Source organism: Bacteroides sp. OM08-11, assembly GCF_003438665.1.
GTDB classification, from domain to species: Bacteria; Bacteroidota; Bacteroidia; order Bacteroidales; family Bacteroidaceae; genus Bacteroides; species Bacteroides cutis.
The window spans coordinates 210,679-236,364 of the sequence record NZ_QSTJ01000004.1 but is presented as its reverse complement, the minus strand read 5'-3'; the positions used below and the strand labels follow the sequence as shown (position 1 = coordinate 236,364).

The 25,686-nt window shown below is 37.5% G+C and carries 20 protein-coding genes and 1 tRNA gene; 13 read left to right on the top strand and 8 right to left on the bottom strand.

Features of this window, described 5'->3' with window-relative positions; all coding sequences use genetic code 11:
- Window positions 1–9: 9 nt before the first annotated feature.
- From DXC10_RS09375 to DXC10_RS09345, 6 genes are all read right to left on the bottom strand, one after another.
- Window positions 10–1,119, bottom strand: a complete 1,110-nt coding sequence (locus tag DXC10_RS09375; RefSeq protein ID WP_117737729.1) for a WG repeat-containing protein — start codon at window positions 1,117–1,119, stop codon at window positions 10–12.
- Window positions 1,120–1,150: 31 nt separating this feature from the next.
- Window positions 1,151–1,534, bottom strand: coding sequence for a hypothetical protein (locus DXC10_RS09370; protein WP_117737728.1), 384 nt, complete (start codon window positions 1,532–1,534; stop codon window positions 1,151–1,153).
- 690 nt (window positions 1,535–2,224) lie between these two features.
- Window positions 2,225–2,869 (bottom strand): recombinase family protein, encoded by a 645-nt coding sequence (locus tag DXC10_RS09360; RefSeq protein WP_117737726.1) that lies wholly within the window; start codon window positions 2,867–2,869, stop codon window positions 2,225–2,227.
- Between the two features lie 153 nt (window positions 2,870–3,022).
- Window positions 3,023–4,057, bottom strand: a complete 1,035-nt coding sequence (locus DXC10_RS09355; protein ID WP_117737725.1) for a DUF3871 family protein — start codon at window positions 4,055–4,057, stop codon at window positions 3,023–3,025.
- Window positions 4,058–4,650: 593 nt separating this feature from the next.
- Window positions 4,651–6,138 (bottom strand): hypothetical protein, encoded by a 1,488-nt coding sequence (locus DXC10_RS09350; protein ID WP_233519902.1) that lies wholly within the window; start codon window positions 6,136–6,138, stop codon window positions 4,651–4,653.
- Between the two features lie 514 nt (window positions 6,139–6,652).
- Window positions 6,653–6,726, bottom strand: a tRNA-Ala gene (locus DXC10_RS09345).
- A 103-nt stretch (window positions 6,727–6,829) separates the two neighbouring features.
- Here DXC10_RS09345 and DXC10_RS09340 point away from each other — a divergent pair.
- The 8 genes from DXC10_RS09340 (at window position 6,830) to DXC10_RS09305 (ending at window position 15,889) form a co-directional block, all read left to right on the top strand.
- A complete protein-coding gene (locus DXC10_RS09340) occupies window positions 6,830–7,132 on the top strand; it encodes a DUF4286 family protein (protein ID WP_101545035.1) in 303 nt (100 codons plus the stop codon).
- Window positions 7,129–7,698: a crossover junction endodeoxyribonuclease RuvC gene (ruvC, locus tag DXC10_RS09335; RefSeq protein WP_117737723.1), complete on the top strand. Its 570-nt coding sequence runs from the start codon at window positions 7,129–7,131 to the stop codon at window positions 7,696–7,698. The genes DXC10_RS09340 and ruvC overlap by 4 nt, the downstream gene beginning before the upstream one ends.
- A 42-nt stretch (window positions 7,699–7,740) precedes the next feature.
- A complete protein-coding gene (gene pulA / locus DXC10_RS09330) occupies window positions 7,741–9,738 on the top strand; it encodes a type I pullulanase (protein WP_117737722.1) in 1,998 nt (665 codons plus the stop codon).
- Window positions 9,738–11,192, top strand: a complete 1,455-nt coding sequence (locus DXC10_RS09325) for an ATP-binding cassette domain-containing protein (protein ID WP_117737807.1) — start codon at window positions 9,738–9,740, stop codon at window positions 11,190–11,192. Before pulA ends, DXC10_RS09325 begins: the two co-directional genes overlap by 1 nt.
- Before the next feature lie 78 nt (window positions 11,193–11,270).
- Complete coding sequence (fsa, locus tag DXC10_RS09320; RefSeq protein WP_101545041.1) at window positions 11,271–11,927, top strand: fructose-6-phosphate aldolase; 657 nt, start codon at window positions 11,271–11,273, stop codon at window positions 11,925–11,927.
- A 115-nt stretch (window positions 11,928–12,042) separates the two neighbouring features.
- Window positions 12,043–13,944, top strand: coding sequence for an LTA synthase family protein (locus tag DXC10_RS09315; RefSeq protein ID WP_101545043.1), 1,902 nt, complete (start codon window positions 12,043–12,045; stop codon window positions 13,942–13,944).
- A 43-nt stretch (window positions 13,945–13,987) separates the two neighbouring features.
- A complete protein-coding gene (locus tag DXC10_RS09310; RefSeq protein WP_101545046.1) occupies window positions 13,988–14,662 on the top strand; it encodes a phosphatase PAP2 family protein in 675 nt (224 codons plus the stop codon).
- A 57-nt stretch (window positions 14,663–14,719) separates the two neighbouring features.
- The gene (locus tag DXC10_RS09305) at window positions 14,720–15,889 is read left to right on the top strand and encodes a mechanosensitive ion channel family protein (RefSeq protein WP_101545049.1); all 1,170 of its coding nucleotides are present in this window, start codon (window positions 14,720–14,722) and stop codon (window positions 15,887–15,889) included.
- On the opposite strand, the gene DXC10_RS09300 is transcribed toward DXC10_RS09305, so the two are convergent.
- Together DXC10_RS09300 and DXC10_RS09295 are read right to left on the bottom strand one after the other, a co-directional pair.
- Complete coding sequence (locus tag DXC10_RS09300; RefSeq protein WP_117737721.1) at window positions 15,886–16,890, bottom strand: endonuclease/exonuclease/phosphatase family protein; 1,005 nt, start codon at window positions 16,888–16,890, stop codon at window positions 15,886–15,888. The two genes, DXC10_RS09305 and DXC10_RS09300, sit on opposite strands and share 4 nt — an antisense overlap.
- Before the next feature lie 65 nt (window positions 16,891–16,955).
- The gene (locus DXC10_RS09295) at window positions 16,956–18,416 is read right to left on the bottom strand and encodes an aminoacyl-histidine dipeptidase (RefSeq protein WP_101545142.1); all 1,461 of its coding nucleotides are present in this window, start codon (window positions 18,414–18,416) and stop codon (window positions 16,956–16,958) included.
- A 277-nt stretch (window positions 18,417–18,693) separates the two neighbouring features.
- Here DXC10_RS09295 and DXC10_RS09290 point away from each other — a divergent pair, with 277 nt between their 5' ends.
- The 5 genes from DXC10_RS09290 to DXC10_RS09270 all read left to right on the top strand — a co-directional run bounded on the left by DXC10_RS09290 (window position 18,694) and on the right by DXC10_RS09270 (window position 25,684).
- Window positions 18,694–18,927 carry a hypothetical protein gene (locus DXC10_RS09290; RefSeq protein WP_101545144.1) on the top strand — a complete coding sequence of 78 codons (234 nt, stop codon included), beginning with the start codon at window positions 18,694–18,696 and terminating at the stop codon, window positions 18,925–18,927.
- Window positions 18,928–18,957: 30 nt separating this feature from the next.
- The gene (locus DXC10_RS09285) at window positions 18,958–19,560 is read left to right on the top strand and encodes an OmpH family outer membrane protein (RefSeq protein ID WP_101545053.1); all 603 of its coding nucleotides are present in this window, start codon (window positions 18,958–18,960) and stop codon (window positions 19,558–19,560) included.
- A 204-nt stretch (window positions 19,561–19,764) separates the two neighbouring features.
- A complete protein-coding gene (locus tag DXC10_RS09280) occupies window positions 19,765–21,162 on the top strand; it encodes a polysaccharide lyase 6 family protein (RefSeq protein ID WP_101545055.1) in 1,398 nt (465 codons plus the stop codon).
- A 23-nt stretch (window positions 21,163–21,185) separates the two neighbouring features.
- On the top strand, window positions 21,186–24,005 hold the full coding sequence (locus DXC10_RS09275; protein ID WP_117737720.1) for a glycosyl hydrolase family 28-related protein: 2,820 nt from the start codon (window positions 21,186–21,188) through the stop codon (window positions 24,003–24,005).
- Between the two features lie 11 nt (window positions 24,006–24,016).
- Entirely contained in the window at window positions 24,017–25,684 is a 1,668-nt protein-coding gene (locus DXC10_RS09270; RefSeq protein ID WP_101545059.1) for a putative Ig domain-containing protein, read from the top strand.
- The last annotated feature ends 2 nt before the right edge of the window (window positions 25,685–25,686 follow it).

Below are 25,686 nucleotides of genomic sequence, written 5' to 3'. Positions count from 1 at the left end.
TATGATAAATTAATAACGTTGTGCCCACATAGATATTTTGTATGAAAGCATTGAATATTCTCCTAATATTTTACAATCCTTATTTAATAAAACACTTTTCCCATTACAAATTCCATATATACAATTTTCATTTATTGATGATATTTGTGTAAATGTCTGAGGTATAAGTTTTGTTTCATCCATAGATAGAAGAGTATATTCATTTCCTTGTTTTGCAATAAAAAAATTCCCATTACAATACGTAATTCGTTCATATTTATCTTTTATAACTATTTCTCCATTTTTATTCATAATTCCAAAACCTTGATTTGTTACAAATATAGGGTATCCTTTTTCTGTTATAAAGGTTAGTTTGTACTCGTCATTTGCTTGAACTAATATTTGTCCGTTAATATTTTTAACACCCCAAGTTCCTTCAGAAGTAACATAAGGTACTAAATTCTCATATATAGCATTGCCCCAAATTTCAATAGTGTTCTTTATATAATCTTCATTATCTCCATTTTCATCAGTTATAGTATAAACTTTTTCCCCTTTCTTATTGATATAATATATATCCTTTTTATCATTCATAACTAAAGCATATCCCCTTTGATGTGGAAATGCAAAACGATATTGAAGTGGAATTATTATTTTTCCTTGCATATTGATAAATCCAAATTGATCATCTTCGTTTATAACAACAGCTAATCCATCTTGAAAACTAGATGCTTGTATAATTTCATTAGGTAGTTCAAATACTTTCTCACCTTGTTTATTGATATATGAAATATTCTCACCTTGTTTTATAACAGGAGCTAATCCACCGTAAAAAGCTCCAACACTAGTGTAATTTACATCTATAATTTTTTCAGGTTCATTTATATTATGCAATTCATAAGTACCATTTTGCCTAGGTACAAAAAACATATCATCAGTTACCGAAGTTGGCATACCTTGAAATGTTGGTTGTACAACAATTTTCCCTTCTGTTGTAACAAATCCCCATTTACCATTTTCTGTTTCTTGGTAAGCTAAATGTGTAATACCTTCACGATTTTTATTAGTACTAGTATTACCACAAGCAGATAAAAAGAATGAAATTATCATTCCTAGAAAAAAAACACATTTTGTTTTCATGTTACTTAGCTTTTATGAATTATATTTTGATCTACAATTTGACAATCTTTCCGTCTATTTTGTCTATAAATAAATCAATAAACTCTTGAACGGAATTTCCACAAGGATAATTGGGTGTCAGATACATTGGAGCAATAAATTGATAATTAAAATCACTTCCATCTGCATAGATCGTGATTTTCATTATTATGGATGATATGAAATTTGCATTAATATCCCAAACAAATAGTTTGTTGAATAATTTTTCTATAGTTGGAGTTCGTTTAATAAAATAAATATTAGAACAAGCCTCATAAGCTAAAGTATGCCATAACTGTTGATTAGGTGAGATATAAAAGACTAATAAAACTTCTTGTAAATCAGTTAATGGATTCAATAAATCTTGTTTCAATTGAGATAGTGTTTTTTTGTTCATAGTTATATTCTCCTTATACGCCTATAAGTTCCCAAAGTCAGCAGATTTAACTATGCAAGAAAGGCATGGAACTTGTTCTGCTATTCACCGAAAACGGGTATCGCCAAACACCCAGTAGAAATGAATATGAAGAAACAAATACCCATGCCGTAATGATATGTAAAATCAGATACAGTATGGGCTATACCTAATTACATATACAAAACAGAATGAGCGTTACATTTCTCTATCCTTCTACTTTTGAAATTGGCGATTTCGTTTTCAGGATAAAGCAAAAAACGCTTTCTATGTTAAGTTCAGCCATTTCTCCAGCCGAACACTGCAAAGATAAAGTTTTTTGTTTAATGTAACGCTCTTATTGAGTATTTATTTCTTCAAAGATAAGGCTTTTAGACTGTTCTAGGACAGATAGACTTCAAAAATATCATTTATGTAGGAGAATAAAAAATAAGAGAAAGTAAGTCTGACTTTCCCTTATCCAGTCTTAGAACCCGAAACATCTTTCATTATATGTTTCAGTACACATCCATAAGCAATCCTTTAACCTGAAATTATATTTATCTTCAAGTGTTGATAAGTAACTTTCAAAATCATCGTATCGCTCCGATTCTTCTATTTGTTGCCTATCCAGTTTTATCTTGATTACTTCTCCAATCGAGTAGTCCAAGATGATAATGTAGTTTGTTTCCATTACTCTTTATTGTTTATAAATTGATTTTTGATTCTTTGAACTGTTGAAATACCTATCCCTTGAAGTTTGGCTATATTCCTGATACTATATCCTTTTTTTAATAGGATAATAGTTTCCTTATATTCATCCTTCATTTTCTCTTCTGTCTTGATACTACCTTTCTTCCTTCCTAATTTGCCTCCATTCATAATATAGTTTTTCCTTCCGCTATTCAGACGATATTCTATATTGCTTCTTTCGATATTAGACATTTCAGCAAGGATGGTTATCAAAATAGAAACGATAGGATTTACTTTTCCGTCTTTCTGCAAAGTATAAAGTCCCAAGTTCTGGATATACACAGATACATTTGATTCATGTAGTATTTCCAATGATTTCAGAACTTGCAAAGTAGATCTTCCCAATCTACTAAGTTCAGATAAAAGCAGGTACTCTACAGAATTGTTTCTACAATACTCCAAGCATTCTGTGAGAACTACTCTTTCCTCATTTTTCTTTGCTCCTGAAATATGTTCCTCGTATATGTTCACGATTTCCATATTTTGTTGGTTTGCATATCTTTTCAGATCTTCTATTTGTCTTGATGTGTCTTGCCGATCACTTTCAGACGAGACACGTGCATATATTACAGCTTTTGTTTCCATAATAATCTTTGAATAAAATGATAACATGAAGAAGTGTATTCAAAACCTTTCCACAGATTTATTTGAACACACTCCCTGATTGAACACAAAAAGGAGAAACTACCTTTGTTTTGTAGTTCCTCCTAGAAATTGTTACCTTACATATCAAGTTGGTTATTCGATAAACCAACTATAGGATTCATCTTCATGCTTTAATGCTTCTGTCAGTCCTTTACTTACAGTTGTCGCATTAACGCTGCGATTCAGGAATGAATCTATATAACTGTTCTTGTTCGCACCAGTTATCAGGTTATAGAACTTCCACATACTTATTTCTCCGTTACTTCCAGCAAAATTCTTATCGTGAGTGTAGGATTTGGCTACATTGTTTATTTGACTGTCTGTAATTAAAAGTTGTGGTAGTCTTTTCTGTTGGTTCTGTGACAAGTAATTATATAATCGCATTCTTCCCAGAATCTGGCAGAATTGATGTTCACTTAGCATTGTATCGTTTAAAGACTGCATCAGATGAATATGTTTGGCTATATTGTACTGATTGAATAAATCAAGTGCTGCCAGATATAAATCCGCATCGTTACTTGCTTTAACTTCATCTTTGTAACCGTCTGTAAAAATACATTGGTTAGTACATACAAGATTCAAAAAGCCAACTGCCAGACTGAATTTCTGCATTGTCTTTTTGCCTGATAAGTTATCCCTTCCATAGCTTTTGCTGCCTGAAATGGATAGGTTCAAACGATTTCCATTCATATCTTGAAATACGCTAGGTACTTCAATATTGAAAATCATTCTTTCGTAGTACATTGTCTTGTCCGATTCGAGAAGCTGATCTACTTTTTTGTTTATAGCTTCTGGGATTCTACCTTTTACAATGTGGCTAACTCTTATTACGGGATCTTCTATCTTTTCTCCCTTATAAAAATCCCGAACTGCCTCATAGATACTTTCTATGAAACATTGATGTGATATACATACCTCATTATCCTTAGAAAATGTAGGTATGATGCAATCATTTTTGAGGTGTTCCAATGTTACCTCATTTGTATTGGCTTCAATAAATGGAGATCGTTTAGGTTGCTGTTCTTCCTGCTTTTCCGATATAAGAATTGCTTCCTCCGCTTCATTCTTCCAATTATTGTCTAAAGCCACCATGTTTGTAGATGGCATTATTAAATTTACTGTTTCCATTTTTAATCTGTTTTTATTTTCTTTACTTTCTTACTCAAAACCGATCTTAGTTTCTTCCAATTTTTGGCAATAACTAAAACTGATTCAAGCACTATTATCAGAATAGCTTCACCACGTTCATACTTAGTCATGGTTTGCACTCCTGATTAAATCCCTTTACTGTTTTGGGCTTTCTGTGGCTTCTCCAAAAATGTTCCAGATACTCTATGAGTTCTATTACATTTACTATGAAGCCGATTACTTTCATTACTTCTAAAATTTTTCTTGTTTTCATTATTCCTCCTTTATTAAATTGTTTATTAATGTTTTATTATTCTCATTAATAAGGCTTTGAAAGGAGAATAAAAAAGGCAGAAAACAATTTGCTGTTTCCTGCCGTAGAGAATAAAAACGGATAATAACGAAAACATAATTCTTACTTTCCCGATTTGATATAACTGGAGTATATCTACCGAAAATAAGGATTATGTTTTCTGTAGCTGCCAGTATATAACATTATACTGTGCTACCGCTTATCATATCTTACTTCTTATGCTTATTACCGTTTATTCTTTTCTTTCATTTATAAGGTTTTCAAAGGATTATAACCGTATCTATTTTATGATAATATCTCCATTGGGTGTTACTGTTACCAATATATAGGCTTCTCTAGCTGATTTTCCTGCATACTTATAAGTATTATGCGAGTATTGGCAGTTCAAACCTAGTTTTTGTAGGATAGTAATAGCAATTTTAAGCGCATTGAGTTTTGGATCTAATAAGACAGTAGCCTGCAAAATTTCTATAAGTCTTACTTTCAATTCTTCGGGGGTGTTCTCAAAGGATTTCAATATTTGTTGCTTATACTGTTCTACGCGGTTTATATCCTCTAGATACTTATTTATCTCTGCGGTTTTCTCTAAAGCGAGTATATCCACTTTGTTTTGATGAAGGGCTTTCAGTGAAAACAAGTCTTTTGTTCTGAATATTAGTTGTAGTAATTCATCCATATCCATGTTTATTGTTTGGGTAAGAGAAACTTGTTGGGGGTGATTGATATTGCTTTCTTCATCACATAGTTGTACTATTTCGTCTGGACGGTTTGCAAGCGAATCTTTATATATATCTATATATTTATTGGTAGCTTTATCGTAGCCTCCTATTGTTTTTATGGTTTGTCCCGTAAACTTGCTTATTTGTTCATAATTCCATCCACGTGCAACCAGTAGAGATATAAAGGTTCTTCTACCAGTGTGGGTGGCAATACATTCATGGCGTGAACGCTTTACTTCTCTAGGCTCGGATTCACCCTGATAATGAAAAGACTGTAATTCTTCCCCTTTAATGCCTGCTTCTAAAGCAATTCTTTTGATGTTTTTATTAATCATATCTTTTGTTATAGAAGGAAGTTTGCAGTGGTATTTATCTATCAATATCTCCTTTGCTATTTTAAAAATGATTCCTACTTCTACTTTTTTATTTGGTGTTTTCTTGGGTGCAAGGGTGATATAGTATTTGCCGCCAATTTCTTCTACTCGCTCATCTAGTCGTAATGTATCAGTAATACGATGCCCGAATGTACATTCAAGTAAGAAAATGTCACGTACTTCTTCATCACGTTTGCAAGTGGGTTTATAATTGTATAGAAGCATAACTTCATCATTCCTTAATGCTATATGGTTGGGGGAGGATTTATCATTGAATAGTTTTATTTTGAGCGAATTTATTTCAGCTTCCGTAAGGTACTTATTTGCTCTAGCACAAAGTATAATGGCGGATTTTGCATATTTCAAGATTGAATTGATGGTAGGTATAGCATAGGATTGTCCTTCATCATACGTATAATTGTCATGGATATAGTATGCAAAAGATGTGAGAAATTCAGTGGTGAAATATTTGAAGCTATCTACCTTTATATTTTTTTCATCTTCAAGATAGGAGAGGTAGAATTTGAGTGCAGGAAGTCCTTTTTTAATATAATTGTCGGATGTTCCTGATGCTATAGTTGTATCGTTATAGACTGCATCATGGATTACTTTAATAATATCATCGAACTTGTTTTGTTCTTCTTCTGCTGCTTTCTTTGTTTTTTGTCTTGCCATATCGTTGAACTCGTTTAGAAGTAGTTTGACTATATCAGTGCTATTATATTTTGCAATACTACAAAGGTATAGTTTAAACTTGGTAAAACGATCCTTTATTTCCTCTATTTTTTGGTTCACTATTGAATTGTTTATATTGTCAGCATTAGTCAGAATAGGACTAATGTAGGCTTTTTGCAATGATTGATTCCATTGTGTTGGATAGATCTTGGTGTGGGTAGCAAACTTGTACTGTTTACTATTGAATCTAATAATAAAGTTTATTGCAGACGGACGCCTGCTTCTCGGTGATTTTAGATAGAATCTACCGCACAACTCTAAGGGGAAGATCTGCTGTTCCATCAGTGTCGAAAATATACCTGATTTTCAGCGGCTTAATGAAAAACTGGGGTAACAAAAAAGGGTAACAAAAAAGGGTAATGCACTCTCTAAAATACAATATTGAGGCTGTTACGCACCGCATTGCCCAAATAAAAGAAAGCCGCTAACTAATTGATAGTTAACGGCTTTTGAGTGGAGCGTATCGGACTCGAACCGATCACCTCGACACTGCCAGTGTCGCGCTCTAGCCAGATGAGCTAACGCCCCGTTGCTAACGTTTGCAGAAGAGTCCGCATTTTTGATGGCGCAAATATAATGTATTATTCTGAAATAATTGCTATGTTTGCGAAACAAAATGAAAAAATGAGTTATGCTGATATATAATACTACTTATCATGTGGAGGAAGGACAGGAAAAAAACTTTCTGATTTGGATGCAGGAATATTATCTTCCGGAGGTGGAAAAAAACGGAACTTTATTTGCTCCGCGTATTCTTCGTGTATTGAGCCATAGGGATGACGGAGAGAGTTATTCTGTTCAGTTTGAAGTAGAAAATTCTGCCAAGTTACATCGTTGGCACCAAGAACAAGGAGTGAAACTGAATGAAGAATTGCTGAAAACTTTTCAAGATAAAGTAGTGGGATTTCCTACATTGATGGAGGTGATAGTGTGATACAACCGGTCAAGGAAAAGATTATTTTAGGTATTGATCCCGGTACTACCATTATGGGGTACGGAATATTACGTATAGTGGGGGTAAAACCTGAAATGATTGCCATGGGCATCATCGACCTCCGTAAGTTTGATGACCATTATCTGAAACTTCGCCATATTCATGAGCGCGTATTGGGTATCATCGAAAGTTATTTGCCGGACGAACTTGCCATTGAAGCTCCATTTTTTGGAAAAAACGTACAATCCATGTTGAAGTTAGGACGTGCGCAAGGTGTGGCTATGGCTGCCGCTTTGAGCCGGGATATTCCTATTACGGAATATGCGCCATTGAAAATAAAGATGGCGATAACTGGAAACGGCCAGGCATCCAAAGAGCAAGTGGCGGATATGCTGCAACGTATTTTGCATTTTTCTAAAGAGGAAATGCCTGTTTTTATGGATGCTACTGATGGACTTGCTGCCGCCTATTGTCACTTTTTGCAGATGGGACGGCCAACGATAGAAAAAGGATATCACGGATGGAAAGATTTTATAGCCAAAAATCCTGATAAAGTAAAGAAATAATCGTTTGATTACATTTGTTATCTAGTACTTAAAATAAAAGCCATGAAATTAAATGAACTTGCTATTATCGGAGTAGCCGCGACAACCGTTATTAGTTGTACCCCTACTAAAAATGAATATGCTTCGTACGAACTTTATCCAGTCCGTTCGGGTAGTTTGTCAGAAATGGAATATACGCCTGCCATCACACAATTTACCCTGTGGGCACCTACGGCAGATGAGGTTCGCTTGATGTTGTTTGATGCGGGAGAGGGTGGACATGCGTACGAGACAGTTTCAATGAAAGCTTCGGAGGAAGGTACTTGGAAAACCAGAATAGAGAAAGATTTGAAAGGTAAGTTCTATACTTTTAATGTGAAAATAAAAGATAAATGGTTAGGTGATACTCCTGGTATCAATGCGAAAGCGGTTGGAGTGAATGGTAAACGTGCAGCTATTGTGGATATGAAAGAAACAGATCCTGAAGGTTGGGTTGAAGATAAGCGCCCAGTATTGGTTTCTCCAGCAGATGCTGTGATTTACGAAATGCATCACCGTGATTTCTCTATTGATCCTTCTTCGGGTATCCGGAATAAAGGTAAATTCTTGGCATTGACGGAAATAGGTACAGTGAATGCAGATAAGTTGGCTACGGGAATCGATCATTTGAAACAACTGGGTGTGACGCATGTACATATTCTTCCTTCGTACGATTATGCTTCGGTAGACGAAACAAAGTTGGATGAAAATAAATATAATTGGGGATATGATCCGCAGAACTATAATGTTCCCGATGGATCTTATTCTACTGATCCTTATAAGCCGGAAGTACGTATTCGTGAGTTCAAGCAAATGGTACAAGCCTTGCATAAGGCGGGTATCCGTATCGTACTGGATGTGGTGTATAACCATACTTTCAATACTTTGGAAAGTAATTTTGAACGTACTGTACCTGGCTATTTTTATCGTCATAAACCGGATGGCGGCTTTTCCGATGCTTCGGCTTGCGGTAATGAAACGGCAAGTGAACGCCCCATGATGCGGAAGTATATGATAGAGTCTGTGTTGCATTGGATAAACGAGTATCATATTGATGGTTTCCGTTTCGATCTGATGGGTATTCACGATATCGAAACCATGAATGAAATTCGTAAAGCGGTTTCTGCTATAGATCCAAGTATCATTATCTATGGTGAAGGATGGGCGGCATCAACTCCCCAGCTTCCGGAGGACTCATTGGCAATGAAAGCGAATACTCATAAAATGCCGGGGATTGCGGCATTCTCCGATGAAATGCGGGATGCCTTACGTGGTCCGTTTGATAATGATCATCAGGGAGCTTTCCTTGCTGGATTTCCCGGTGGAGAAGAAAGTATTAAGTTTGGTATCGTGGGGGCGATACAACATCCGCAAGTCAATAATGATTCTGTTAATTATAGTAAAGCGCCTTGGGCGATACAACCTACGCAAATGATCAGCTATGTATCTTGTCACGATGATATGTGCTTGGTAGATAGATTAAAGTCCAGTGTGCCCGGAATAACTCCCGAAGAACTTGTTAAACTGGATAAACTAGCACAGACGGCTGTATTTACTTCGCAAGGTATTCCTTTTATCCAGGCAGGTGAAGAGGTGATGCGCGATAAGAAAGGGGTACACAATAGTTATCAAAGTCCCGATTCTATTAATGCTATCGATTGGAACCGCAAGACTGTAAATGCGGACGTGTTTGCTTATTATAAGGGATTAATTCAAATGCGAAAAAATCATCCTGCTTTTCGTATGGGCGATGCTGATGCGGTACGTAAGTATTTGGAATTTATTCCTGTTGAGGGTAGTAATGTAGTGGCTTACCGTTTGAAAGGACACGCTGGTGGCGATGCTTGGGAAGATATCTATGTTGTATTGAATTCCCGTAAAGAGGTTGCTGAAGTAACCATACCCGAGGGAAAATATACGATAGTATGCAGGGATGGATTTATCAGCGAGCAAGGTTTGGGAACAATGTATGGTCCCGTAATTTCAGTTCCGGCGCAATCGGCACTTATCTTTTATAAATGATGCAACAATATACTATACATATAGCGGGGGGCGTAGCACGTAATCCGCTTGTTCGTTTGGCGCAACCTGTCAGTCTTGATTTTCTTGCCGGAGAACATATTGCTATCGTTGGTCCTAACGGATCAGGAAAAAGTTTGCTGGTAGATATGCTTACTGGGAAATATCCCTTGCGGGAAGGTGAATTGGCATATGATTTTTCTCCTTCTACTACAAAGACGGTATACGATAATATTAAATATATCGCTTTCCGCGATACATACGGTTCGGTAGATGCCAACTATTACTATCAGCAGCGTTGGAATACCCATGATCAGGAAGATACGCCCGAAGTGTGCGATTTGCTGGGAGAAGTAAAGAATGATGTTTTGACACAACAGCTTTTTGAACTTTTCCGCATTGAACCGATGCTCGATAAGAAAATAATTCTTCTTAGTAGCGGTGAGTTGCGTAAGTTCCAGTTAGCAAAGACTTTGCTTACTGCTCCCCGTATTCTTATCATGGACAATCCGTTTATCGGACTGGATGCTTCCACGCGCGAACTTCTTTTTAATTTATTGAATGGACTTGCACACATGGATTCTTTACAGATTATCCTTATACTTTCCATGATGGATGACATACCTTCTTTTATAACTCATGTTGTACCGGTGGATAATATGATAGTAGGGGAAAAAATGGAACGTGAGATGTATATGCAGGCATTTCATATGCAGGATTTTGTTGCGCCTATGGAAAATCTGCAACAACGTATTCTTGATTTGCCATACGGAAATACTAGTTATACTTCGGAAGAGGTGATAAAATTAAATAAGGTGAGTATCCGCTATGACGACCGTACCATATTGAAAGAATTGGATTGGACGATACTACGTGGAGAAAAGTGGGCATTGAGTGGTGAGAACGGTGCGGGTAAGTCGACTTTATTGAGTTTGGTGTGTGCTGATAATCCGCAGTCATATGCTTGTGATATCAGCCTGTTCGGAAGGAAACGCGGGACAGGTGAAAGTATCTGGGAAATTAAGAAGCACATCGGATACGTCAGTCCTGAAATGCATCGTGCTTATTTGAAAAATCTCCCTGCTATTGAAATTGTGGCTTCCGGTTTGCATGACAGTATCGGCTTGTACAAGCGTCCTCGTGAAGAACAAATGGCTGTGTGTGAGTGGTGGATGGATATATTTGGTATCTCTGCTTTGAGAGATAAGCCTTTTCTGCAGCTGTCCAGTGGAGAACAACGTTTAGCATTGTTGGCACGTGCTTTTGTCAAAGACCCGGAATTGTTAATTTTGGACGAACCTCTTCACGGACTGGACACTTACAATCGCCGTCGGGTAAAAAAGATCATTGAAGCTTTTTGTTACCGTCGGGATAAAACGATGATTATGGTAACCCACTATGAAAATGAATTGCCCGGTACAATAACTAATCATTTGTACTTAAAACGTAATCAATAAATTTATTTGCTTGATAAAGAATAAACAATGATGTAAATCGTTATATTTGTACATTAACTATTTTAAATCATTTATATCATGAAATTCTTTATTGACACAGCTAATCTGGAACAGATTCGAGAAGCCTATGATTTGGGCGTTCTTGATGGCGTTACTACCAATCCTTCACTCATGGCAAAAGAGGGGATCAGAGGAGTAGAGAACCAATGTAAACATTACGTGGATATCTGTAACATTGTAAAGGGTGATGTGAGTGCCGAAGTTATTGCTACCGATTATAAAGGCATGATTAAGGAGGGCGAAGAACTTGCGGCGCTTAATCAGCATATCGTAGTAAAAGTGCCTTGCATTGCTGATGGTATCAAAGCTATTAAATATTTCTCGGGGAAAGGTATACGTACGAATTGTACATTGGTTTTCTCTGTTGGGCAGGCATTGCTGGCTGCCAAAGCCGGGGCTACTTACGTGTCTCCGTTTGTTGGTCGTCTTGATGATATTTGTGAAGATGGTATTGCTTTAGTGGGTAAGATTGTGGAGATGTATCGTTATTATGATTATTCTACTCAAGTACTCGCTGCTTCCATCCGTCATACGGCACATATCATCCAGTGTATAGAAGCGGGAGCCGACGTGGCAACTTGTCCGCTTTCGGCTATCAAGGGATTATTGAACCATCCATTGACAGATGCTGGCTTAAAGAAATTTTTGGAAGATTACAATCGTGTAAACGGATAACTTCTGAAAAAGCCTATAAGCCTATCCTTCACTGTAATTCTTGACTATTATTGGCGAATAATAGAATAAAATATTTATTTTTGCAAAATATAATAGTTTCAAAAATAAAGCATTGATGAAAGAAAGGCTTATAGGATTCTTCAAGACATATTTATTGTTTGTCTGTATTTTTATATTGCAGAAACCGGTTTTCATGTTCTTCTATCACTCACTCTACGGAGATATTTCGTGGACGGATTGGTTTAAAGTGATGTGGCATGGATTACCATTGGATTTATCCCTTGCCGGTTATCTGACAGCTATTCCAGGTTTGCTTTTCATAGTCTCTGTATGGACTTTGTCTGATGTTCTCCGTCGTATATGGAGCGTCTATTTTCTTGTTATCTCAATTCTGATTTCTCTTATATTTACGGTAGATTTACTGCTTTATGAGTATTGGGGATTCCGTTTGGATGCTACTCCTTTATTTTATTTCTTTTCATCTCCCAAGGATGCGGTGGCAAGTGTTAATGCCTGGATAGTGCTGGGGGGAATTATGGCAATGGTTGTGTATGCAGGTGTATTATATGCTATTCTTTATGGCCTGTTGTTGCAAAAACGTTATTTCTATCGGATGAAGTTGCCTTATCGTCGTTTGAGAATATCGGGTGTTTTATTACTTCTGACAGGATTGTTATTTATTCCTATCCGTGGAGGATTTACGGTATCTACTATGAATGTAGGTAAAGTTTATTTTACTACAGACCAACGCCTGAATCATGCTGCCATTAATCCGGCTTTTAGTCTCATGGAATCACTTTCCAAACAAAAAGATTTTGGTAAACAATATCGCTTTATGAGTGCCGGAGAGGCTAACAATATATTTGTGAAAATGCTTGATCCGGCTGTATTGGGAAGGGATACGATAGCGGTTGGTACTTTGCAACAGTCTGCCGATTCTTTGTGTTCACTGTTTACGGAAAGTCGTCCTAATGTGATTTTTGTAATCATGGAAAGTTTTTCTTCCAAGCTGATGAAGACTTTAGGTGGCGAAAGTAATGTTGCAGTCCATCTGGATAGTTTGGCACAAGAAGGAGTACTTTTTACTAATTTCTATGCCAACAGCTTCCGTACAGACCGGGGATTGGTTGCTATATTGAGTGGCTATCCGGCACAGCCTACTACCAGTATCATGAAGTATCCTCGTAAAACGCAGTCCATTCCTGCAATAGCTGGTAGTTTGAAAGAAGCAGGGTATAGTGCGAAATACTATTATGGTGGTGATGCTGATTTTACGAATATGCGTTCTTATCTGATGTCTTCTGGTTTTGATGAGATTGTGTCCGATCAGGATTTCCCCATGTCGGAACGTTTGAGTAAATGGGGGGCGCACGATCATCTTGTGTTCCGTCGTTTATTGGATGATTTGAGAGCTGAGGCGGCAGAGGGTAAATCGGTAGGGAATAATACACCTTGGTTTCGGGTATTGCAGACTTCAAGTAGTCATGAACCATTTGAGGTGCCTTATCAGCGTCTGGAGAATAATCGTTTGAATGCGTTTGCTTATACGGATAGTTGTATTGGCGATTTTGTGAAGCAATTCCATGAATTACCGCAGTGGAAAAATACTGTTATTCTTTTTGTTCCCGATCATTTGGGAGCTTATCCTGAGTACATCAGTAATCTTGAAATAGATCGTTATCAAATCCCGTTATTGTTGGTTGGTGGTGTCATACGTGAGCCCAGACGCATCGATGTCTATGGTTCGCAACATGATATTGCTGCTACTTTATTGGCACAGCTCTCATTGCCTCATGATGAATTTATTTTCAGCAAAGATATGCTTAATCCGGCATCTCCTCATTTTGCATTCTTTACCGTTCCCGATGCTTTTGGTGTGGTAACGTCAGATAATCAGTTGATATTTAATAATGAATCCAATTCTGTTGTAGTAGATGAAGGAATTGAGAGAAGCAAGAATTTGAAGTTGGGACAGGCATATTTGCAAAAGTTGTATGATGATATTGCTAAAAGATGATTGGAAAGTGATAAAGGTAATAAGGAGTTAAAGTGATAGAGGAATGATATTAATTGATGTTTTGTCAAGATTGGTGGAAATAGACACTGACCTGTTACTTGCAGTTAATGGATGGAGAGCTGAGTGGGCCGACTATTTTATGTTTGTTTTTAGTGGAAAATGGATTTGGGTACCGATGTATGTATCTATATTCTATGTTATTGTGCGTAATTTTAATTGGCAGATGGCGTTGTGGTGTGTCATTGCGGTAGCTTTAACCATTATTTTTGCCGATCAAGTATGTGCTACGGTTATTCGCCCTTTAGTATGTCGTCTTCGCCCCACTAATCCGGAAAATCCTCTTTCAGAATTAGTACAGATTGTAAATGATTATCGGGGAGGGCGTTATGGTTTTCCTTCTTGTCATGCAGCTAATACTTTTGGTCTTGCTTTCTTTATTTTCTATCTTTTCCGTAACCGTGCACTTAACTGGTTTATCATGTTATGGGCTATAGTGACTTGTTATTCGCGTTCTTATTTGGGGGTACATTATCCCGGTGATTTATTGGTAGGTGCTATTGTAGGTTTTATAGGAGCTACTCTTTGTTACCGGCTTTTTTGTCTGTTATGCAAATATAAACATCAGAAAGACTATAACTGTCTTTATGTTCCCACCATAGTAGGTGGAACGACAATTATGGGGATATTGATCTATGCATTGGTGCGGACAATTTTATAAGCAGTAAACATCTTTCTCCTTCGTTTGTTATACACCTTGACGATAAAGCGGAAATGTATGATGAATTTAGGAGAATGGATGAATGAAATCCTGATTGGCTGGGGAATCGGTCCGAAGTTTGCTGATCGTTTTGATGAAACGATTATTGCGTTGCTGATGATAGCTCTATCAGTAGGTTTAGATTATTTATGCCAGGCAATATTTGTAGGTGGTATGAAACACTACACTAAACGTTCACCCCATAAGTGGAATACGCTACTGATGAAACGAAAGGTGATACATCATTTGATACATATTTTACCTGGAATATTGGTTTATTATTTATTACCTTTAGCCTTTGTACGAGGTAAAGGAATGTTGGATTTTTCTCAGAAAGTATGTGTGGTGTACATTATTACAGCTATACTTCTTACAATCAATGGAATGCTATTGGTGATGCTTGATGTATATAACTCGAGAGATACACCGAAAAATCGTCCCGTGAAGGGATTTGTACAGGTACTTCAGGTGCTATTGTTCTTTATAGGTAGTATTGTTATTGTTGCTGTGTTGATGAATAAATCACCAATGACGTTATTTGCTGGATTGGGAGCTTCGGCAGCAGTATTGATGTTAGTTTTCAAGGATAGTATTTTGGGTTTTGTAGCTGGTGTACAACTTTCAGCTAATGATATGGTTCGTATTGGTGACTGGATAGCCTTACCTAATAATGTGGCCAATGGTATTGTAACGGAAATAACTTTGAATACGGTGAAAATTCAAAATTGGGATAAAACTATTTCTACCGTACCGCCTTATTCTTTGGTAAATAATTCTTTTCAGAACTGGAGAGGGATGCAGGAAAGCGGTGGACGTCGCGTAAAAAAGAATATTTATCTGGATATGACTACTTTGAAATTTTGTACGCCTGAAATGCTGGATAATATTCGTAAGGAAATTCCATTGATGGCGGATTACCAGCCGATAGAAGGAGAGATTCCTACTAATTCACAGCTATATCGTATCTATATTGAACGATATCTGTGTAGCCTTCCGGTAGTAAATCAGAATATGGATTTAATTCTCAGTCAACTTGAACCTACTACTTACGGAGTCCCTATCCAGGTTTATTTCTTTTTGCGTAATAAAGTTTGGAAAGATTATGAACGTATTCAATCCGATATATTCGATCATCTGTTGGTGATGGTACAAAGGTTTGATTTGAAACTATATCAGTACTCTGATTAGTAAATCAGCCTAAAATCGGCATAGATGGGTAAATGGTCACTATATCCGTCTTGATACTTCATTCCGTAATAGGTGCGAAAAGGTTGCTTGTCTCCGAATTTTTTATCTTCAGTCAGAAGAAAAGGACAGTTGAAAACATCTGCTTGCGTTTCATCTGTGTAGAAAGAAGAAGAAAGACATAACAAGTTTCCCGAAACAATGATATGATCTAATAGCCCCCATTCTCCCTGATATTTATAGCTGCCGAAATGTTTTAATATGTTCGTTTTTCGTACCAGTAGATGGTAGAGATATCGTTTATTAAGGAATTCATTCGGATGTGAAGGAGGTATTGTAGCCTTTAATATTTCTTTAACCGATTTGTTATGAGGATAATCATTGAAATCTCCCATAATTAATATTTGAGGTTGAAATCGTATTTGCATGAGGCTATCTACTGTGTTTTTCAGTTTTTGAGCAGCCTGCAAACGATAAGGCTCGGATTCTTTGATGCCTCCGGATCTAGACGGAAAATGAGCAACAAATATATCTAAGGTGTCTTGATTCAGTAATAATCCGCTGACGTGAAGGATGTCTCGTGTAGGGCGACTGCTTTTATCGGGCTTTGGAATAGAAAGGCATTGATAGGAAAGTAGTTTAAACAATCCTCGTTGATAGAGTAATGCTACATCAATACCCCGTTCATCAAGTGATTGTGTCATTACGTAACGATAATCTGCTTCTCGGAGAGCAGAGTAGCGGGTAAGGTCACGCAATACACTGTCATTTTCTACTTCGCAGAGAGCGACGAGAGCCGGTGGTGTCCAACCTCCGACGGCAATAATTACGCGGGCAATGTTATCCAGCTTTTTCTTGTATTTAGGATAATTCCAATGTCTTGTGGCATTGGGTAGGAATTCATAATCATTTTTCAGTGTATCATGGCGGCAATCAAACAAGTTTTCTACATTATAGCTCATGGCACGAAAAATAATAGTATCTTTTTTCTCTTGCCCGTACATTTGAAAGTACGGGCAGAGGAAAAAGAACAGTAAAAAAAGGTAGGGGTATTTTAGCACTTTTCCATTTATTTTTTAACAGGAATGTTCTTTAGAATATCCAACAAATGTTTCCAGAACTTGTCTACAGTAGGAATAAGCATACGTTCGTCAGGTGAATGTACGCCTTGCAGAGTAGGACCGAAGGAAATCATGTCTAATGTAGGATATTTATCCAGGAATAAGCCGCATTCCAATCCTGCATGGATAGCTTTTACTTTTGCATCTATACCAAACAGACGTTTATAAGATGCCGTAGCAATTTCTAGAATTTCAGAATGGGGGTTGGGTTTCCATCCGGGATATCCATCCCCGAATGATACTTGCGCATTGCCCATTTCGAATACAGTACGTACCATGTTAGCGATATCTTGTTTAGAAGATTCGATAGAACTTCGTTGACTGGTTTCGATACGGATGATGTTACCCGGTTTCATCTTGACAGATGCCAGATTAGTGGATGTTTCTACCAGGCCCGGGATATCTTGACTCATGGCATATACACCATGAGGTGATGCATAGATACTTTGCAATAAGCATTGGGTAGTATCTTTGTCAATAGCTTTGGGACGGGGAGTTTCCGATTCCAATATAAATTGTAAATCTGGTTCTACTACAGCATATTCTGCTTCAATTTCAGAAGCTAAAATATTTAGATCTGTACGTATAGAATGCTTGTCAGCTTCGGGAATAGCAATTATAGCATGGGCTTCACGAGCGAGAGCATTGCGGAGGTTACCGCCGTCAATTTCGCAAAGATACATATCATATTTTTTAAAAGTCTGACTGAGGAAACGGTTTAATAGTTTATTAGCGTTACCACGTCCTAGGTGAATATCCCCACCGGAATGTCCACCCTTCAAACCTTTGACTTGTACTTTGCAGAAGAAGTAGCCGGCAGGTACATCTACCTCTTTATATGAAAATTCTGCAACAGAGTCGATACCGCCTGCACAACCAATGAAAAGTTCTCCTTCATCTTCTGAGTCGAGGTTAAGTAGAATGTCACCATTCATAAAACCTTCCTTCAAAGCAAAGGCACCGGTAAGTCCGGTTTCCTCATCAACGGTAAACAGACATTCGATAGGACCATGTTTTATACTGTTGTCAGCAAGGATCGCTAACTCGGTGGCGACACCGATACCATTATCGGCACCTAATGTCGTTCCTTTAGCCTTCAACCATTCACCGTCAATTTCCGTTTCTATAGGGTCAGTAAGGAAATCATGTTCCACATCATTATTTTTTTCACATACCATATCGATATGCGACTGAAGTACGACGGTTTTCCGATTTTCCATACCTGGAGTAGCAGGTTTTTTTATTAATACATTTCCGGTTTCATCGACTTTTGTTTCCAACTTATGTTGTTCTCCGAATGCTTTTAGATAAGCAATAATCTTCTCTTCCTTCTTGGAAGGGCGTGGTACTTGGCAAATTTCCTCAAAATAGTGGAATACACCTGCCGGTTTTAAATCTTTTTTTTCCATATTTTTCTTTTTCATTGAAATATAATTCTTCCTGTTATCTCTTTTATATTGTACTTGAACTGTATTTATTTCGTCTCTATAGAATAAAACTATCTACAGATTGGTTGCAGAATAGGTCTTATTTAACTCTTTATTGCTAAATACGGTTAAAAAGTTGGTTCTTTTATTTCCCTTTCTTTTTTTTTAGAGTAAAAAAGAAGGCTTAGTCCAACCAAAGCCCTATATTTGCACCCACAAAACCAAAGCTTTTTGTTTTTGTGTAACAAAATTAATGAAAATGCTCGATACAGTATTGATAACTTTGTTAATAGTTGCTATTTGTGTTGTTTTACTGGGAGTAAAAGTTTTTTTCGTGAAAGACGGTAAATTCCCTAACGGTCATGTTAGTGGTAATAAAGCAATGCGAGATAGAGGAATCGGGTGTGTGCAGTCGCAAGATCGAGAAGCGCAGAAAAAGTCACGTTTTTCTATTGACGAACTGGAAAAAGCCTTAAACGATAGTATGAACTAAATAAACTAAAAACTATATTTACAAATTATTATGAAGAGATTAAACTACCTCGTAAACGGTTTGGCAGCTCTTGCACTAATCGTTTTATTTTCTCAATGTGCCGGAAAAGCAGATAATCAGACAACAAATACTGCTGCACAAGCTGCTGACTTATCCGGAATGAAAATCGCTTATGTAGAAATAGATACGCTTCTGGCAAAATATAACTATTGTGTCGACTTAAACGAGGCTATGGTAAAGAAAAGTGAAAATGTTCGTTTGACTTTGAACCAGAAAGCAACAGAGTTGGATAAACAGAAACGTGAATTTCAGACTAAGTATCAAAATAATGCATATCTTACTCCGGAAAGAGCTCAACAGGAATATAATCGTATCGCCAAGTTGGAGCAAGATCTCCAGAATTTGAGTAACAAGTTGCAGTCTGAATTAATGAGTGAAAATGAAAAGAACAGCTTGCAGTTGCGTGATTCTATTAATGCTTTCTTAAAACAATATAATAAAACAAAAGGTTACAGTATGATTATCAGTAATACCGGTTTTGATAATTTGTTGTATGCTGACAGCATTTATAATATTACTCAAGAAATTCTCGAAGGGTTGAATGCACGATATTCTTCTCCTGCTAAGAAATAAAATATAACTTCTTTTTCTACGATATACTCCTTGATGGGCCTAATGCTTGTCAGGGAGTTTTTTTATACTCTTACTTTATAAAAACGTTTCATTCTTTTGTACTTTCTTCTCAAAGAACTATTCGGAAGTGAACATCTATTTTTATTTGATTTTTAATCTCCTATATTTGCTCTATGAATTTTCAAACTCTAAATCAAGAAAAACATGACAAGAAAACTATGTACTTTTTTATTTTTATTTGTTTTACAGATCTCTTTTGCTAAAGAGTATACATTCTTACCCGGAGATATTCCTGTAATGAAGCAGCTGATGGGTAGTGGAAAATTACAACCCGGTGATGTGGTTGTTTTGCAGGATGGAACCTATACGGATTTGGAAGAAATAGATTTTACAGGAAAAGGAACCTTTGATAAACCTATCGTATGGAAAGCGCAAAACCCGGGTAAAGCAATCATTTCAGGTAAATTGAATTTGAAGATTTATGGAGAATACCTACAATTAGAAGGTTTGTTCTTTTATCAGGCATGGGCGTTAGGACATGATATGATTAATTTTCAAAAGGAGAAAGGTATTTATGCTAACTATTGTCGAATGACTCATTGTGTGATTGATGATTGCAATGATCCTCAAAAAAAAGCAAAATCAGAGAAGGAAGGTGAATACTGGGTCGGTTTAAGAGGAACGAATAATCGTATAGACCATTGTTACTTTGCCAATAAAAAAATAGGAGGATTGGTACTTCAAGTTTGGTTGGATACGGACAATCATCTGAATAACCATGTGATAGATCATAATTTTTTTGGAGAACGTAAGCCCTATGGAGCCAATGGTGCGGAAATTATTCGCATTGGACATTCTTGGTCATCTCAGTTAGAGTCACGTACCATTGTAGAAGATAATGTTTTTTTCAGATGCAGTGGAGAGAATGAAATTATTTCAGTGAAATCTTGCCATAATGTGTTACGGAGAAATCTTTTTTATGAGTCACAGGGAGGTTTGGTTTGCCGTCATGGACATTATAATGTAATCGAGTCGAATACTTTTATCGGTCATAATTTACGTGGAACAGCTGGTATTCGCATCATTAACCAAGGACATACGGTTTACGATAATTATATAAAAGATGTATCTGCTTTCGGTTTACTTGTACGCGTAGGGGTTTATGAACGGCCTACACCAGAGACTGATGTGAAGAAAGAGCCGTTGACATCTTATCATCGGGTAGAGAATGTGGATATAGCTTACAACACTTTTCTGAATTGTTCATTAGAACTAGGCTCAGGACGGGGAGATAAACTACCGAGAAATGTTCGTTTTGCGAATAACGTATATTCCGGAGAGGTGCCACAGTTGAAAATAATCAATGCAGATGAATTGTTACCGGGATTTTTGTTTATAGATAACCTTTGGGCGTTTGCAAATAAAAGTACATTAGATGCAGTACCTTACGAACGTATACGTACAGGGTTTAAAATGATTGATAAACCTGTTGATGCAGATATGATTGAGAAAAAAAGAGTAGATACTTGTATTTTTGCTGCTGGTCCTTATTGGTATCAACCGTCAAAGGAGTTTATAAACTATATAGATTTACATCGTTGAATAGATAACAAACACAATCTTACATGAAAACTTCGATATCAAAAACTTTGTGTGCATGTTTACTTTTAGGAGTAACAAATATAAATGGGCGTGCGGAGGAAATATATCCTTGGCAGTTGACATCGGATTCTTTACTATTATTTGAAGGGACAACCTATCGGTATACAGTAGATACACCGGAAAATGAAGGTTTGGTTTCAACTCTTCCTACTGTGATGGAGTTGAAAAAAAAATTGGTTGATGCAGGTGTCGGTACTTTTAATCTATTGGCTGTTGATGGGAAGGAAAAGACATTGGGAATGCCTGAAAACGGTGATTGTTTACTTTCCTATTCAGGAAAGCGTTTACCGATAGGAGTACGTAAAGGGGCGTTGCCTTCTGTTTTGAAAATAGATCGTGACGAGTTCACCATAAAAACTGCAGGTAAGTTGACTTTGGATTTTTATGCAGGTCAACGTAGCCCTATGACTACAGTTATAATCTCTGTACCGGAAGGTATTGATGTCACTCTTGATAACACAAAAGTAAATGTAATAGGGCGTGGTGAGGTACTTTTACGTGATCTTTCCAAACAATCTATAGGACGTACAGGAACTAATTATTCTTATAATAGAGTAGGAGAAGTCGAATTACAAAAGATAGATAAGAAAGGTACTTTGTTGATTTTCAAAGAACTGGATTTTCGCCCATCTAATGGTCCTGATATTCGTCTTTGTATCAATGGAGTTGTTTTACCCTCAAAGGGAACATATACTTTTGGAGCAGAGTACAAGACGTCGAAGCCTGAAATCTTACGTAGTCCGGTTACTACTGTAACATTGAAAGGGGTTACTACGGTGACCGATTTTACACGGAATACTTTGAGAGCCTTTACATATAAAAAGAATTGGGACTTGTCATTCACTTCTTTTCATTGGACTGCTCCTAAAGATGCTAAGTCCGTCAGACTCTTACAATCCGAGGATATGGGGAAAACTTGGGTGCCTGTTAAAACAGAAATATTGCCTGATGATGATTTTGGCGCTGCCTATCGTTTAAAACCTAATCAATTGTATGCTTTTAAACTTAGTGTGGAGGGTGGAGATAATCAGGGTGATTCGAATATAGCCTGGTATTATTCCGGATTATGGGATGTCAAAACCTTAGGAGTAAAGGGTGATGCCATAGCCGATGATACGGATGCGTTGAATAAAGCAATTGAGAAGTTGAACGGTATAGGTGGTGGTATTTTATATTTTCCAGCCGGTACCTATAATGTACGTACCGTACATTTACAGAGTAATGTATGGTTAAGCCTTAGTACGGATGCAGTTATTCAGGCGCTTCCCGGTGCTGATGCACCTGAAGTGACTTGGTTTAGCGATCGTGCCTATCGTTCTGGTCTTTCGCCTACTGATCCTCGTCCTTATGCCGATCCTGAAAATTATTTGACTAAACAGGATGTCGGTCATACCTTTTTTCGTAATGCCATGTTCTCCGGTGAACGTATAGATAATGTTAAAATTGTAGGTACAGGGCGTATTACCGGTAATGGTAATCTTGTAACCACAGACAAGGTTATGAATAATTCTCCGGAAAAACGTGCTGATAAGATGTTTTCTTTGAAACTTTGTACGAATATAGAAATTGGTGGGTGGAATATCAATAAAGATATGTGGTACGATCCTCAGAGAGACGAACCCTGTTATATAGAAAAAGACGGGCAAAAGAATTTTGACGTTAGTAATATGCTGCATATCGATCAGGCCGGTCATTTCGTTCTTTTGGCAACTGGTACGGATGGTATTCATGTGCACGATACTTATTTCGCCAAACACAGTTCAAAAAATGCCCGGGATATCTATGATTTTATGGCATGTAATGATGTAACGGCTATTAATATTTATTCTCGCGTCAGTTCGGATGATATCATAAAACCGGGGTCTGACTGTTCTTTAGGCTTTACTCGTCCTGCGCACGATTACAAGGTTCGTAATATAGTAGGAGATACAAATTGTAACCTGTTCCAGATCGGGTCTGAAACGGCAGATGACATTCAGGACTTATATATTGATAATATTTATGTGTTGGGTGCCAATAAAGCAGGATTTTCTATCTCTACCAATGATGGTGGACATATTAAGAACGTGTATCTTAATAGTGGTAAGACAGGACCGATACATTCTCGTTCCGTGATGCGTCGTACTCGTGCTCCTTTCTTTATTTCTATATCCAACCGTGGCAGAGTATTGGGAGCAAATGTTGCCCCGTTTGTGTTTAAAGAAAATGGAACTATACGTAAAGAATTGTTAGTTACCAATTCCAATATCGGTGAAGTAGAGAACATTATTGTAAAAGGGGTAGATATTGAGGAAGTTTATGGAGGAAGTTCATTTCGCGGTGATCGTTGGAAGGCATACAATGGTTCGCAAAATAAAGCAACTCCTATTATTGCGGGTTTTAAATTACCGGACTCAGAAAATATAGAAGGTGGCTTGACTTTCCGTTTACCCAATGGATTACATACGGGATATATTGAGAATGTACAATTTCATGATGTAAATCTGTTGGTGAAAGGTGGACATCCATCGGAAGATGCTGAGGCTTGCCCTCCTGAAATCGGAGTAGGGCGTTATAATGTCGGTGATTTGAAGATACAACCGGCTTTTGGTTTCTGGGCACGCCATGTCAAAGGATTTGTGTTGGATAATTGTAAGATAAACGCAGAAAATAAAGATGGTCGTTATGCAATAGTTCTGGATGATGTGATAGGCGCTGAAATAAAAAATCTGCAAGTAGAAAAAAATGTTACAGACAAGGAGAACGTGAAAGCTATTCGTAGCCATAACGTAGTTGTCGAATAAAATTAAATATTATGAATAAGTTAATGATTAACGTGGGAGTACTACTCTTTTGTGGAATAGTATCGCTCTCAGCGCAAGTACAGTTTACTGAGAATAATGCATGTCAGGATGATCTCTCTTTGGCTCCTCCTAAGTTTACGGAAACAACTTCTCCGTTAGATACCCTAAGGAAATATATTCTGACTCCTAAAGCTCCTGATACTCCCCGTATCAATGGAGCAAAGATTTTCGGTGTTCGTCCGGGCTCTAAATTCCTCTATACTATTCCGGCTACTGGTATCCGCCCAATGACTTTTGCGGTAGAAAATCTTCCTAAAGGGTTGAAGGTAGATATGGTGACTGGACAAATTACCGGAAGTGTGAAGAAGGCTGGTGAATATATAGTGACCTTTATAGCCCGTAATTCTTTGGGTGAAGCAAGGCGTGATTTCAAAATAGTCGTGGGAGATAAGATAGCGCTTACTCCTCCTATGGGTTGGAACAGTTGGAATTGCTGGGGTAACGCTGTTAGTCAGGAGAAGGTACTTAGTTCAGCTAAAGCGATGGTCGAAAAAGGTCTGATAAACCATGGTTGGCAGTATATCAATATTGATGACGGTTGGCAGGGACTTCGCGGTGGAAAGCATCAGGGTGTAATGACTAACAGTAAATTTCCCGACATGAAAGCTCTTTCCGATGAAATCCATTCTATGGGTTTGAAGATTGGTATTTATTCCGGTCCGTGGGTGGGTACCTATGCAGGGCATTTAGGTTCTTACAGCGACAATTCTGACGGAACTTACGACTGGGTGGAAAAGTATGCCAACGAGCATTACCGTTATGTGGATCCTACCAAACAAACCAAACATGGGGTAAACTATCATCATGGAAAGTTTTCTTTTGTAAAGAACGATGTTCAACAATGGATGGATTGGGAAATGGACTATTTGAAATATGATTGGAATCCGAATGATGTGTATCACGTGAAAGAGATGCATGACGCTTTACGCTCTCATAACCGTGATGTTGTGTTCAGTCTTTCAAATAGTGCTCCTTGGGGAGATGCCGTGCAATGGGAGAAGATGGCAAACTGTTGGCGTACTACCGGTGATATCCGTGATACTTGGGAAAGAATGAGCAGTTTGGGATTTAATCAGACTAAATGGGCTGCTTATACGGGTCCCGGACATTGGCCCGATCCGGATATGTTGGTAGTAGGTATGGTTGGTTGGGGACCAAAACTCCATTATACTCGTCTTACTCCCGATGAACAATATACTCATATCAGCTTGTGGGCATTGTTGTCTTCTCCTTTATTGATAGGTTGTGATATGGCGCAGTTAGATGATTTCACACTGAGTCTTCTGACGAATGATGAGGTCATTGAAGTAAACCAAGACCCTCTTGGTAAACAGGGTACGTTAATTAGTGAGAAAGGTTCTGTTGTAATTTATGCCAAACCTTTGGAAGATGGTTCTATGGCTATAGGCTTTTTTAATCGTGGTAATTCTGTTGCTAAAGCTACACTTACCTGGAAGTCTGTCGGTATTCGTGGAGAACAAACTGTACGTGATTTGTGGCGACAGAAAGACGTGGCAAAATCCGATACGGAATTTGTTACGGATATTGCATCTCATGGTGTGCGGTTAGTGAAATTATATCCCGGAAACAGTAGAGAACAAGCTACCAGCGGTAAATGAGA

Excerpts from the sequence above, each read along its gene's own strand:
- DXC10_RS09295 (WP_101545142.1), bottom strand. The coding sequence starts at position 18,416 with ATGGAAAAAAAAGATTTAAAACCGGCAGGTGTATTCCACTATTTTGAG.
- DXC10_RS09375 (WP_117737729.1), bottom strand. The coding sequence starts at position 1,119 with ATGAAAACAAAATGTGTTTTTTTTCTAGGAATGATAATTTCATTCTTT.
- DXC10_RS09275 (WP_117737720.1), top strand. The coding sequence starts at position 21,186 with ATGAAAACTTCGATATCAAAAACTTTGTGTGCATGTTTACTTTTAGGA.
- DXC10_RS09300 (WP_117737721.1), bottom strand. The coding sequence starts at position 16,890 with ATGTACGGGCAAGAGAAAAAAGATACTATTATTTTTCGTGCCATGAGC.
- DXC10_RS09350 (WP_233519902.1), bottom strand. The coding sequence starts at position 6,138 with ATGGCAAGACAAAAAACAAAGAAAGCAGCAGAAGAAGAACAAAACAAG.
- DXC10_RS09340 (WP_101545035.1), top strand. The coding sequence starts at position 6,830 with ATGCTGATATATAATACTACTTATCATGTGGAGGAAGGACAGGAAAAA.
- DXC10_RS09280 (WP_101545055.1), top strand. The coding sequence starts at position 19,765 with ATGACAAGAAAACTATGTACTTTTTTATTTTTATTTGTTTTACAGATC.
- DXC10_RS09285 (WP_101545053.1), top strand. The coding sequence starts at position 18,958 with ATGAAGAGATTAAACTACCTCGTAAACGGTTTGGCAGCTCTTGCACTA.
- DXC10_RS09370 (WP_117737728.1), bottom strand. The coding sequence starts at position 1,534 with ATGAACAAAAAAACACTATCTCAATTGAAACAAGATTTATTGAATCCA.
- DXC10_RS09305 (WP_101545049.1), top strand. The coding sequence starts at position 14,720 with ATGATGAATTTAGGAGAATGGATGAATGAAATCCTGATTGGCTGGGGA.
- DXC10_RS09315 (WP_101545043.1), top strand. The coding sequence starts at position 12,043 with ATGAAAGAAAGGCTTATAGGATTCTTCAAGACATATTTATTGTTTGTC.
- DXC10_RS09310 (WP_101545046.1), top strand. The coding sequence starts at position 13,988 with ATGATATTAATTGATGTTTTGTCAAGATTGGTGGAAATAGACACTGAC.
- DXC10_RS09325 (WP_117737807.1), top strand. The coding sequence starts at position 9,738 with ATGCAACAATATACTATACATATAGCGGGGGGCGTAGCACGTAATCCG.
- DXC10_RS09360 (WP_117737726.1), bottom strand. The coding sequence starts at position 2,869 with ATGGAAACAAAAGCTGTAATATATGCACGTGTCTCGTCTGAAAGTGAT.
- DXC10_RS09355 (WP_117737725.1), bottom strand. The coding sequence starts at position 4,057 with ATGGAAACAGTAAATTTAATAATGCCATCTACAAACATGGTGGCTTTA.
- fsa (WP_101545041.1), top strand. The coding sequence starts at position 11,271 with ATGAAATTCTTTATTGACACAGCTAATCTGGAACAGATTCGAGAAGCC.
- DXC10_RS09290 (WP_101545144.1), top strand. The coding sequence starts at position 18,694 with ATGCTCGATACAGTATTGATAACTTTGTTAATAGTTGCTATTTGTGTT.
- pulA (WP_117737722.1), top strand. The coding sequence starts at position 7,741 with ATGAAATTAAATGAACTTGCTATTATCGGAGTAGCCGCGACAACCGTT.
- DXC10_RS09270 (WP_101545059.1), top strand. The coding sequence starts at position 24,017 with ATGAATAAGTTAATGATTAACGTGGGAGTACTACTCTTTTGTGGAATA.